Source organism: Haemophilus sp. SZY H56 (assembly GCF_054332415.1).
In genome coordinates this window covers 73,621-85,997 of the sequence record NZ_JBTGNX010000002.1, presented here as the reverse complement: position 1 = coordinate 85,997, position 12,377 = coordinate 73,621, and the positions used below count along the sequence as shown (strand labels likewise).

12 protein-coding genes are annotated in these 12,377 nt (G+C 39.2%); 2 read left to right on the top strand and 10 right to left on the bottom strand.

The genetic code is table 11. The features are described 5' to 3' along the window. Window positions 1-16 precede the first annotated feature (16 nt). The 6 genes from rseP to pyrH all read right to left on the bottom strand — a co-directional run bounded on the left by rseP (window position 17) and on the right by pyrH (window position 5,678). Window positions 17-1,348 (bottom strand): sigma E protease regulator RseP, encoded by a 1,332-nt coding sequence (gene rseP, locus ACXVWP_RS02295; protein ID WP_128787714.1) that lies wholly within the window; start codon window positions 1,346-1,348, stop codon window positions 17-19. Between the two features lie 8 nt (window positions 1,349-1,356). Beyond that, entirely contained in the window at window positions 1,357-2,223 is an 867-nt protein-coding gene (locus ACXVWP_RS02290) for a phosphatidate cytidylyltransferase (protein WP_128787715.1), read from the bottom strand. An 11-nt stretch (window positions 2,224-2,234) separates the two neighbouring features. Next, window positions 2,235-2,954, bottom strand: coding sequence for a polyprenyl diphosphate synthase (gene uppS, locus ACXVWP_RS02285; RefSeq protein WP_128787716.1), 720 nt, complete (start codon window positions 2,952-2,954; stop codon window positions 2,235-2,237). Window positions 2,955-2,993: 39 nt separating this feature from the next. Then, the gene (ispC, locus tag ACXVWP_RS02280; RefSeq protein ID WP_289901539.1) at window positions 2,994-4,193 is read right to left on the bottom strand and encodes a 1-deoxy-D-xylulose-5-phosphate reductoisomerase; all 1,200 of its coding nucleotides are present in this window, start codon (window positions 4,191-4,193) and stop codon (window positions 2,994-2,996) included. 89 nt (window positions 4,194-4,282) lie between these two features. After that, window positions 4,283-4,840, bottom strand: a complete 558-nt coding sequence (gene frr, locus ACXVWP_RS02275) for a ribosome recycling factor (RefSeq protein ID WP_049356323.1) — start codon at window positions 4,838-4,840, stop codon at window positions 4,283-4,285. 124 nt (window positions 4,841-4,964) lie between these two features. Continuing rightward, window positions 4,965-5,678 (bottom strand): UMP kinase, encoded by a 714-nt coding sequence (gene pyrH, locus ACXVWP_RS02270; RefSeq protein ID WP_005696785.1) that lies wholly within the window; start codon window positions 5,676-5,678, stop codon window positions 4,965-4,967. A gap of 125 nt (window positions 5,679-5,803) precedes the next feature. Here pyrH and ACXVWP_RS02265 point away from each other — a divergent pair, with 125 nt between their 5' ends. Then, window positions 5,804-7,363: a phosphoethanolamine transferase gene (locus tag ACXVWP_RS02265; protein ID WP_289901540.1), complete on the top strand. Its 1,560-nt coding sequence runs from the start codon at window positions 5,804-5,806 to the stop codon at window positions 7,361-7,363. A gap of 74 nt (window positions 7,364-7,437) precedes the next feature. Here the strand turns inward: ACXVWP_RS02265 and tsf are convergent, their stop codons facing one another. The 4 genes from tsf to mtr form a co-directional block, all read right to left on the bottom strand. Next, window positions 7,438-8,289 (bottom strand): translation elongation factor Ts, encoded by an 852-nt coding sequence (gene tsf / locus ACXVWP_RS02260; RefSeq protein WP_297568825.1) that lies wholly within the window; start codon window positions 8,287-8,289, stop codon window positions 7,438-7,440. 133 nt (window positions 8,290-8,422) lie between these two features. Continuing rightward, a complete protein-coding gene (rpsB, locus tag ACXVWP_RS02255) occupies window positions 8,423-9,145 on the bottom strand; it encodes a 30S ribosomal protein S2 (RefSeq protein WP_005698638.1) in 723 nt (240 codons plus the stop codon). A 169-nt stretch (window positions 9,146-9,314) separates the two neighbouring features. Next, window positions 9,315-10,088 carry a class I SAM-dependent methyltransferase gene (locus ACXVWP_RS02250; RefSeq protein ID WP_289901541.1) on the bottom strand — a complete coding sequence of 258 codons (774 nt, stop codon included), beginning with the start codon at window positions 10,086-10,088 and terminating at the stop codon, window positions 9,315-9,317. A gap of 71 nt (window positions 10,089-10,159) precedes the next feature. Continuing rightward, entirely contained in the window at window positions 10,160-11,416 is a 1,257-nt protein-coding gene (gene mtr, locus ACXVWP_RS02245) for a tryptophan permease (RefSeq protein ID WP_289901542.1), read from the bottom strand. Window positions 11,417-11,540: 124 nt separating this feature from the next. Between mtr and ACXVWP_RS02240 the strand changes: the two genes are divergently transcribed. Then, window positions 11,541-12,320, top strand: a complete 780-nt coding sequence (locus ACXVWP_RS02240; RefSeq protein WP_289901543.1) for a M48 family metallopeptidase — start codon at window positions 11,541-11,543, stop codon at window positions 12,318-12,320. Window positions 12,321-12,377 lie beyond the last annotated feature (57 nt).

Genomic DNA, 12,377 nt, shown 5'->3' with positions numbered 1-12,377 from the left:
CCTATAAAAATAATAGTTATAAACGTAAGAAATCATTAAAAAGCACAACCATTGTTTGAATTAACAAGAGTATCAGCCCTATACGATAACTTAAATTTTGTACCCGTTCTGAAACAGGTTTTCCTTTGATAGCTTCCGCCGCCAAAAATACGAGATGTCCACCATCTAAAACTGGCAACGGAAATAAATTCATTATGCCTAAATTCACACTAATCAACGCAAGAAAACTTAAGAAATAAATCACACCTGCGTTAGAAGATGCGCCTGCACCTTGTGCAATTGAAATTGGCCCCGCCAAACTGGAAAATGAAAGCTCTCCACTAAATAATTTCCCGATTGCCTTCACAATAAACCAAGAAATTTGACCTGTCTTTTCTATGCCTTTCTTTAAGGCATCAAGAATACCATATTTTAGTTCAGTTCGATACTGTTCGCCAACTTTTAAGAACGTCGGACTTACCCCTACAAACCATTTACCATCTTGATTTTTTTCTGGTCGCAAGGTTTTGGCAAAAATTTCTTGATTACGTTCAACCTTAATTGTGAACGACTGACCTTGTTGTACCAGTGCGACAAAAGCTTTCCAATCAAGTGCGGTCGAATTTTCTGCTAAAATTTTATCGCCAATCAATAAGCCCGCTTTTTCTGCTGGAGAGTTTTCCACCACTTTTGATAATGTCATCTCCACTTTACTTGAAACGGGATTAATCCCTAATGTTTCAAATGCTGTTTCTTTATCTGGTTCAAATGTCCAATTTTGCAGATTAATGGTTCGTTGATAAGGTTGGTCTTCACCAAAAGGCGTTAATGTGAGTCCAACCGAATCAGAACCTAACTTATCAGTGAGCAATAAATTAATGGTTTCCCAATCGGGGGTATTCTTCCCATCAATGGCCAAAATCTGGCTATTCGGTTCAATTTGAGCCATCGCCGCCGGAGAATTTAGCGTGATATTTTCAATGACCGGTTTAACACTCGGAATCCCAACGGAATAAATTACCCAATATGCCAAAATTGCAAAAATAAAATTAGCAAGGGGGCCTGCAGCAATCACAAAAGCACGTTGCGCAACAGATTTACTTTCAAATGCCTGCGATTTTAATTCTGCGGGAACTGCTTCATTTCGCCCGTCAAGCATTTTTACATAACCGCCAAGCGGAATGGCTGAAATCGCAAACTCTGTGCCCAATTTATCTGTACGTTGCCAAATTACTTTACCAAAGCCAATGGAAAAACGATGAACTTTAATACCGCACTTTCTTGCGGCCCAAAAGTGACCGTATTCATGTACAGCAACCAGTACGGCAATTGCAACAATAAATGAGCCAAGCGACCACAAAAACGACATGTTCGATCCTATAACACAAAGAAATAGAAGTAGGTGAAGAATGGCACTGCTGCCGTTAAGCTATCAATTCGATCTAAAATACCGCCATGGCCTGGAATTAATTGACTACTGTCTTTAATGCCTGATTCACGTTTAAACATACTTTCGGCTAAGTCACCCAATACAGAAATAGCCACTGTTGCCACAGAAAGCACAATAAAACCACTCATTGCACGACTACCTAATAAGGTTTCACCTGAGAAATGGATAAACACAAATGCCAATACCGCTGCGGTGATCATGCCACCAAATACGCCTTGCCATGTTTTTCCCGGTGATACTTTAGGTGCAAGTTTGTGCTTACCAAAAGCTCGTCCCGCGAAATAGGCACCAGAGTCCGCTGCCCATACCAGTACAAACACATAAAGCAATAAGAATAAACCATGATGAGGATCAGCAGTATAATTATCTAAACGTAAACGTAAGACGGCGGCAACAAAAGGAATCAACGTAGAAAACGCAAACAACACTTGTAAAGGGATATTTTTGCCCCAAAACTTCGCAGAGCTTGGATAAGTCATCACTAACACTAATGCCAGTGCCCACCAACCGACAGAATTTAGCAATAAAAGCGGCAAGTAGTTTTCAAACACTCGACCTGCATCTAAATAACTACCCTCGTTATAAAGCCAGAGAAAGATAAATGCGCCTAAAAATGCCGCAATACAAAGGCGTACTAAAGGATTTTTAAAACGAGCAAATTGGGCCCACTCCCAAATACCAAGCGTCGCCACAAAGCCTAAGGCTAGGGCAAAATAAAATGGGGTAAATAAGAACAAGGCACATAATACCAAAGCAATCAACACAATGGCTGATAATACACGTTCTTTAAGCATAAGTTCTCCGCTTATTCTGTCGCGCCAAAACGGCGATGACGTTGTTGATAGCAGGCAATTGCCTGATTAAAATCTTTTTCATTAAAATCCGGCCAAAGCACATCTAAAAAACACAATTCCGCATACGCAATTTGCCAAAGCAAGAAATTGCTAATACGTTGTTCACCGCTCGTCCGAATTAATAAATCGACCGGCGGCTCATCTTGTGTGACTAAATGTTGCTGGAAAAGTGATTCATTAATATCACTCACCGAAATCTCATTATTTTTTACTTTTTCAGCTAATTGTTGAGTCGCTTGAACAATATCCCAACAACCACCGTAATTAGCTGCAATATTTAAAGTCAGTGCGGTATTATTTTCCGTTAACTTTTCTGCTTTTGCGATCTTCTCTTGCAATTTTTCACTAAAACGAGAAACATCACCGATAATCTTTAAACGAATATTATTTTTGTGTAATTTTTTGACTTCTCGATCAAGCGCTTGCATAAAGAGCGTCATTAAAGCGCTCACTTCTTGCTCAGGACGATTCCAGTTTTCGCTGCTAAACGCATATAATGTCAAAAATTTAACACCCGTTTGTCGTGCATAGCTCACCGCACGGCGCACGGCTGCCACCCCATTTGTATGGCCAAAAATACGCAGCTTATTTTGTTGCTTCGCCCAACGCCCATTACCATCCATTATGATGGCAACGTGTTCGGGAATATTATTGTTATCAAGTTCTTTCATTCTAAAATATTCGGATTTATAACCGCACTTTGACGCATTCTACATTAACGTTTTAATCAGCAAAGCGGCTAATTCACGTGCTTGCTTATCTACGGCTAAGACATCATCAATGCTTGAAATAATAGAAGCTGGCATTTGCTCAACCGCTGCTTGGTTAATTTTCGCAATATCCGTAAATTTAATATATCCATCCAAAAAGGCTTGTACTGCAATTTCGTTTGCTGCATTCATTGCGGTTGTCGCATACTGCCCTTCTGCAAACGCATCGATCGCTAATTTTAAATTTGGATAACGATTAAAATCAGGTTCGATAAATGTCAATTCTTTGATTTTAAAGAAGTCTAATGGTTCCACACCACTTACGGTACGATTTGGATAAGCCATGGTTTCCGCAATGGGCGTACGCATATCCGGGTTACCCATTTGAGCAATGACAGATCCATCAACATAACGCACCATTGAATGAATAATAGATTGAGGATGAATAATTACTTCCATTTCATCAGCCGATGCATTGAAGAGCCAGCGGGCTTCAATGTATTCCAAACCTTTATTCATCATCGTGGCAGAATCCACGGAGATTTTTTTACCCATTGACCAGTTTGGATGAGCGACGGCTTGTTCTGGAGTAATATGTTCAAACTCGTTTAATGGCGTATAATGGAAAGGGCCACCAGAACCGGTTAAGATAATTTTACTGACCCCTAATTCTTTCAAAGGACAGAAGCCAACTTTTTCTTGGGCTTCAGGCGGTAAAGATTGAAAAATCGCGTTATGTTCGCTATCAACAGGCAATAATTTTGCTTTTGACTGCTTCACTGCATCAATAAAGATCTGGCCACAAGTCACCAATGATTCTTTATTTGCAAGCAAGACTTTCTTACTCGCTTTTACTGCCGAAAGAGTTGGTAGTAATCCTGCAGCCCCAACAATGGCGGCCATAACTTGATCTGCGTCTGGATGTGCAGCCAACTCACAAATCGCTTTCTGTCCGGCTAAGACTTCCGTTTTAATGTGATGTGAAGCTAATTTTTCTCGCAATACTTTTGCTGCATGTTCATCGTCTAATGCAGCAAAGTGCGGTTGAAATTTCACGCATTGTTCAAACATAGTCTCAACATTTTTGCCTCCCACTAACGCAAAGGTATGGTATTTGTCAGGATTATGTTCGATAACTGAAAGGGTGCTATGACCAATAGAACCGGTTGATCCTAAAATAACAAGATTTTGTTTTTGCATAAATTTTCGACCGCACTTTGTGCTTTTATTTTTTTATCAGAATAGAACAAGGGCAGACACTTGGCCTGCCCCAAAACATGGTTCGACAATTAGAAATCCATTAATTCTTTTTCTTTATCTGCTAAGATCTCATCCACTTTTTTGATATAGCTATCAGTCACTTTTTGAATGATTTCTTCCGCTTTGTGTTGATCATTTTCGCTGATTTCTTTGTCTTTTAATAATGCTTTGATTTTATCATTTGCATCACGGCGCACGTTACGAATCGCGACTTTACCTTGTTCACCTTCGCCTTTTACGATTTTGATTAAATCACGACGACGTTCTTCAGTTAATGGAGGAAGAGGTACGCGAATTGTTGTACCCGCTGAAGATGGATTTAAACCTAAATCAGACGTTAAAATCGCTTTTTCTACTGCACTGATTAAAGAACGGTCAAATACTGTTACCGCTAAAGTACGCGCATCTTCTGCAACAACGTTAGCTAATTGACGAAGTGGGGTCGCTGCACCATAGTATTCCACTTGGATCGCGTCTAATAAGCTAGGTTGAGCACGACCTGTACGGATTTTTGCAATATGTCCACGCAACGCTTCGAGGCTTTTTTCCATACGAGCTTCAGCATCTTGTTTGATTTCATTAATCATTCATCTGTCCTTTTCAATAAATAAAGATAAAACACAGTGATTTTACTGGATTTTTAGGGAGTTTTGAATAAATTTATTCATAAAAAAGGCGAGATTGTCTCTCGCCATTTTATTCTTTAAAAAATTAACTAATCGTTGTGCCTTCTTCTGTACCAAGTACCACTTTACGTAACGCACCTGGTTTGCACATATTAAATACACGAATTGGCATACCGTGGTCACGCGCAAGTGTGAATGCTGCTAAATCCATTACTTTTAATTCTTTATCAATCACTTCTGCATAAGATAATTTATGGTATAGCTTCGCATTAGGATTTTTTGCTGGATCGCAATCATACACACCATCAACTTTAGTCGCTTTTAAAACGATATCCGCTTCAATTTCGATACCGCGTAAGCATGCCGCAGAATCTGTAGTAAAGAACGGGCTACCTGTACCGGCTGAGAAAATAACTACACGTTTTTCACGTAACATTTTAATCGCTTCAGACCAATTATAGGTATCGCAGATACCATTTAATTGGAAAGCAGACATTAATTTTGCATTCACATCTGCACGGTGAAGCGCATCACGCATCGCCAAACCATTCATCACAGTTGCAAGCATCCCCATATGGTCGCCTACTACGCGATTCATGCCGGCTTTAGCTAATTTTGCGCCACGGAATAAGTTACCACCGCCGAGCACAACACCAACTTCCACGCCCATTTCAATTAATTCTTTAATCTCTAACGCCATACGATCAAGAATCGAAGGATCGATACCGAATCCCTCATCCCCTTGTAATGCTTCACCACTTAATTTCAATAAAATACGTTTGTAAATTGGTTGGCTCATTTGTCTTTTCCTTTGTCGGTTACAAAATTTGGCTTATTCTAGCAAAAGAGAGAAAAAGTTAAAAATGGAAATTGGTCAGAAAAGTGCGATAAAATATCGCTGTTTTGATTTTATAGGTAAACTTTATGAAGATTTCAAAAACCTCACAAATTTTAACCGCACTTTTTTCTTTGGCTTGCGCCATTGCTGCCGGTTATTTGATTTTACGAGGTTCAGGGATGTTTCCTGAGCCATCTATTAGTCTGATTTTACTCACGGCTATTTTCATTATTTTATTAAGTAGTAGCCGAAAATCTTTCTATTTTATTTTATTCCCCTTAGTTTGCTTACACGCAATTTATACGCCGACAGGCTTAAATTTTGGTGCGCCAAGCTACCAATATATCGCTTCGGTTCTTGCAACAGATATGTTAGAGACCAAAGAGTTTCTCATGCAAATCCCCGTGAGTAGCTATTTAGCGGCATTGGCTATTCCACTATTAGTCTTTTTACATTACAAAAGTGCGGTCAAATTTGGCGTGAAATTTTATCGCAATAAAACATTTATCGCTTTGGCTACCTTGTTAATTGGTTATAACTTACCAATTGCTGCGCCATTAAAAGAAACCATTGATTCCACTGTTAAAATCGTTGATGAATGGCAAAAATTGAAAAAAATGTCACAGGAAAGCAACTGGGGACAATCCACATTAGAAAATTCGAAATACCAAGATTATGTGATTATTTTGGGTGAAAGTGCGAGAAAAGATTACTTGCATGCGTATGGATACCCCGTAAATGACACACCATTTATGTCATCAGTAACTGGTACACTGATTGATGGGATGACATCTGCCGGAACCAACACTGTCGCCTCATTGCGCTTAATGTTAACGTTATCTGATAAAGAAAAATGGGAACCAAACTATGATTTAAGCTTAGTGGATCTCATTAAGTCTGCAGGTCTGAAAACCTACTGGCTGTCTAATCAAGGTTTCTTAGGTGAATATGACACGCCAGTCGCCTCGCTTGCATCAAAATCTGATGAAACCATTTTCTTGAAAAAAGGTGGGAGCTTTAATTCAACAAACTACAGCGATTTTGATCTAATCCCTAAATTTGCCCAAGTTTTAGAAGATCCAACGCAAGGTAAACGCTTTATTGTATTACACATTTATGGCTCACATCCGCTTGCTTGCGATCGCGTTGAAGATTACCCGAAAATTTTCAATGACAATGACATCGAAAAAAAGAATGAATACTTAAATTGCTATATTACATCCATTAAGAAAACCGATGATTTTATTAAGAAAGTGTATGAAACCCTCAAAGAAAACGAGCAAAAAACACACCGCACTTTCTCGATGATTTATTTTTCAGATCATGGTTTATGTCATCAGGAAGATGATAAACATGGCGTCACCTTGTTTAACCAAAACTGTCACAGCCAATTACATCATAATATTCCGCTCTTTAAAATTTCATCTGATGATACCGAGCGTAAGGAATACAAAACCTTTAAATCTGGTTTAAATTTCTTGGAAGGTATTGCTCATTGGATAGGGATTAAAAATCCGAAGCTCACTTTAGAGGAAGATTTATTCTCTGAACAAGCTGACAAAGACGATTATGGACTGAAAAAACTGATTGAAGAAAAATATCGTAAAGATGCAGACCCTGCCATCGATATTCGTCCAAAGAAATAAAGCATCTCAAATTTAAGATAACAAAAAAGCCGATATTGAATATCGGCTTTTTTATAATATCTCAATGGAGAAAATTAAGCGTTACCGCCAGTGATTTTTGCAACTTCAGCTGCGAAATCTTCTTCTTTTTTCTCGATACCTTCACCTACTTCTAAACGGATGAAGTTAGACACTGAAGTATTTACTGATTTTAAGAAGTCGCCTACAGATACAGAAGGATCCATGACGAATGGTTGACCTGTTAATGAAACTTCACCAGTGAATTTCTTCATACGGCCTTCAACCATTTTCTCTGCGATTTCTTTTGGTTTGCCAGAGTTAACTGCGATATCAATTTGGATTTGACGCTCGTGTTCAACTACTTCTGCAGGTACATCTTCTGGGTTCACGAATTCTGGTTTAGATGCCGCAACGTGCATTGCCACTTTTTTAAGTTCATCAGCAGAACCTTCACCCGCAACTAACACACCGATTTTCGCACCGTGTAAGTATTGAGCAATAACTTGACCATCTAAGTAAGCAACACGACGGATGTTCATGTTCTCACCGATTTTAGCCACTAATGCAGCACGTTTTTCTTCAAATTGTGCTTGTAACGCTTCGATAGTCGTACCTTTGTGTGCTGCTGCAAAATCAGCTACTTCGTTTGCTAAACCTAAGAAGCCAGCATCTTTTGCTACGAAGTCAGTTTCACAGTTCATTTCAACTAATACACCGAAACCATTTTCTACACGAGCAAGGATAACACCTTCAGCGGCAACACGGCCTGCTTTTTTAGCAGCTTTAGCTTGACCAGATTTACGCATGTTGTCGATTGCTAACTCGATATCACCGTTTGCTTCAACTAATGCTTTTTTACATTCCATCATACCGGCACTGGTACGTTCACGAAGTTCTTTTACTAATGATGCTGTGATTTCAGCCATTTTAAAAATCCTCTGTCGAAAATGCGATTTATTTTGACCGCACTTTTAGATAAAAATATAGGGGCTAAATTTTAGCCCCTATGCCAATTAATCGTTTGATTATTAAGGGCTTCGCCTTATTGCAAAACTTAAATTATTCTGCGTCAGCTGCTAATTCTTCAGCAACTTGAGCTTCGTTACCACGACCTTCTTTAACCGCTGCTGCAGCTGCAGAAACGTAAAGTTGGATAGCACGAGTCGCATCATCGTTACCTGGGATAACGAAATCTACGCCAGCTGGAGTTGAGTTAGTATCAACGATAGCAAATACAGGAATACCTAGGTTGTTTGCTTCTTTAACCGCGATATGTTCGTGGTCTGCACCGATAACGAATAACGCATCTGGTAAGCCACCCATATCTTTGATACCGCCAAGGCTTAATTCAAGTTTTTCCATCTCACGGGTACGCATTAACGCTTCTTTTTTGGTTAATTTGTCAAAAGTACCGTCTTGAGATTGAGTTTCTAAATCTTTTAAACGTTTAATTGATTGACGAACGGTTTTCCAGTTAGTCAACATACCACCTAACCAACGGTGGTTTACGTAATATTGTTGACAGTCTAATGCTGCAGCTTGTACTGCTTCTTGAGCCGCGCGTTTAGTACCAACGAATAATACTTTACCGTTGTTGCTAGCAATACGGGTTAATTCCGCTAAAGCTTCGTTGAATAAAGGTAAAGTTTTTTCTAAGTTGATGATATGAACACCGTTACGAGCACCAAAAATGAAAGGTTTCATTTGTGGATTCCAGTAACGAGTTTGGTGTCCGAAGTGTACGCCCGCATTGATCATGTCGCGCATTGAAACTTGTGCCATAATATTTTCCTTTTGTTGGGGTTGAGCCTCCACATATCAGCTAATCGACCGTTTGGCACCCCGATTAAGCCTTAATGATATGTGTGTGTTGTTAATAATTAAAAACGCTGCTTTTGAAACCCAAAAACAGCGGTGCGATTTATACCATAAAGTGCGGTCAAAAACCAGTTTATTTTGTTAAATTCATCACTTTTCTTGCTTTAATAAACAATAAAGGGGGACGATGCCGCAAATCTTTAAATTCATCATGCCATTGTGGCTGTTCGGCTAACATTGGTTCAGCCATTTGCTCAATTTGGAAACCCGCAGCGATTAAATCATTAATAATCGTTGCTGTCGTGCGGTGATAGGTTTTGAAAGGTTGTTGAAACCAATTTCGCTCTCTCAGTCCTTCATCACGGTAATGGTTTAAACGATAAGCGACTTGCTGTTTTTTCTCATTTTTTTCCCAGCGTTCCCCTTCTTTATGGCAAGTTGTAATCGGATGCTCTTGGGAAAAAACGAGTGTGCCGTAAGGCTTAAGTTTGTTGGCAATAGAAGCTAATAAAGCGGGAAAATCTTCAACATAATGAAAAGCAAAAGAGCTGGTAATGACATCAAAATCACTTTCTGGCAATTCCGTTAATTTTTCCATCGGTAACTGATATAGCGAAAAACATCCTGAAAATTGACCGCACTTTTGCAGATCTTGTTCAGCTTGCTCTAGCATTTTAGCTGAAAGATCCGTTCCTACTACGCTCTCCGCATTGCGTTCTAAATAGAGTTGCAAATGTCCACCCGTTCCACAACCTAGATCGAGTAATTTTTTTCCTTGTAAATCAGGTAAGAGGGAAAGCATAGTCGGCTTTTCCACTATTTCATTGAGACTGATTGGGTTAGATCGAAGTTTTTGATAAAGCTCAAAGAAGTTTTCTTTATCGTAAACGCTCGTTTTGTTACACATCTCGTTTCCTATGTAAAATTAAAAAGGGCGTATTCGATACGCCCCTACAATATTAACATTAACGCGAAAACTTATCCTGTGAAATTGGCAAACCATCCTAAGTTTGCACCTACTTGTGCCACAATATTTAACACACCAAATAAGATCACAAAGCCAATCATAAAATTACCGCCATACACTTTATAAGTCGCATTTGGGAATTTTTGGCGACTGGCTTTAGCAAGCAGTGCTGGCACGATTGCTGCCCAAATGGTTGCAGCTAATCCAGCATAACCAATGGCAATCACGAAGCCATAAGGGAATTGTAAACTTAACAATAGCGGCGGTAAGAATGTCACCAATGTGGTTTTTGTTCTACCTAATACGCTGTCATCAAATTTAAATAAATCGGCAATATAGTCAAATAAACCTAACGTTACCCCTAAGAATGAGGTCGCAATGGCCATATAAGCAAAGAAATTCAATACAACCGCAATGTATTCCACCTCAATATATTTGTGTAATGCTTCTAATAATGCCGATACATCGCCGCCTTTTTCAATTACGGGTGCAAATTCTGTACGTGGTAAATTACCTTGCACCGCCAGCTGCCATAAGACGTAAATCACTAATGCTAAGCCCGTACCGATAAAGATCGATTTCATTACTCTACTACCATCACGATCGTAATATTTGACGAGGCTCGGTACATTTCCGTGGAAACCAAAGGACACTAAACAAACTGGAAGTGCGGTCAATAAATAAGGTAAATAGGTTTGCTCACCTTCTGCAATACTATTGAATAACACCTCTGTTTTCACCGAACTCAATAAACCTGCGGTAGAAAGGAAAAAAGCGACTACCATTCCAACAATCAATATAGTGGTGAAACGATCCACAGCTTTAGTAGAAAGCCATACAAAAGCTGCAAGAATAAAACAGAAAATTAAGGATCCAGAAGTACGTCCAATATCGACCGCACTTTCAGCAGAACCAAGCGCTTGATTAAGCAAGTTTTGTGTAATACCGCCGCCAGAGGTGATATAAGCATAAGTTAAAATATATAAGACGAAAGCCACAGAAAGACCGTTGATAATATTCCAACCTTTACCTAACAAATCTTTCACAATGGTGTCAAAGCTTGAGCCAGTAGGATAATGTAAGTTGGCTTCTAAAATCATCAAACCAGACGTAGTCATACAAAACCACGTGTAAATTAAGGTGAGAAGCGATCCAATAAACCATACTCCAGCTGTAGAAGTGGGGTTAGCCAACATTCCCGCACCAATTGCTGTACCTGTAATAATCATGGCTCCACCAAATAAAGATGGTAATTTTTTTGTTGTCATGCTCCCGCCTAAAAAATATATATCTCGCACTATTATAATAGTACATAAGTAAAAGGCAATCTTTTTGTATCGACAAAACGCAATAAATTCATATAATCAGTCATCTCAACAAAAAGGATAATTTATGAAAAAACAACTCAAAAGTTTTGTGTTTGCTGTATTAGCAAGTGCGGTTATCACATCTTGTGCGGATTCTGCCTCAATCAATCAAGAAGCTGCAAGTAGTTATACACAAGAAATGGGAAAAATTCGTGCACAAGGGGCAATTGATACGACATCAAATACGGCAAAACGTATTCATCATGTCTTTAATCAAATGGTCCCTTATGCAGACCAAGCGAATGAAACAGGACAACAATTTAACTGGCAAATTAATGTCATTAAATCTAAAGAACTCAATGCTTGGGCTATGCCTGGTGGAAAAATGGCTTTCTATACAGGTTTAGTGGATACGTTACAACTAAACGATAATGAAATCGCTGTCGTCATGGGACATGAAATGGCTCACGCCTTAAAAGAACACGGTAAAGCGAAAGCCAACTTTGGTACGATGAGTTCTATTGCTGGAGCCATTGGTGGAACTGCATTATCCGTTTTTATGGGAGCAGATATGACAGAGCTCGTTTCTTTAACCAAAGATTTTGCCTTAGATAAACCTTATTCTCGTAGTGCTGAAACAGAAGCTGATGAAGAAGGCTTAATGCTTATGTCGCGTGCAGGCTATAATCCGCAGGTGGCACCTGGTTTGTGGCAAAAAATGGCAAAAATGTCGGGAGGGTCAAGAGGTGCGCTTGATGTATTAGCCTCCACTCACCCGAGTGATGAATCCCGTCAAGAAAACTTACAACGCTTATTACCAGAAGCGATGGAGCTTTACAAAGCCGCTAAAAATAAAAATGGTTAAAAAATTGACCGCACTTTCATAAATAAAAAGCGAACATCATGTTCGCTTTTTTAATCT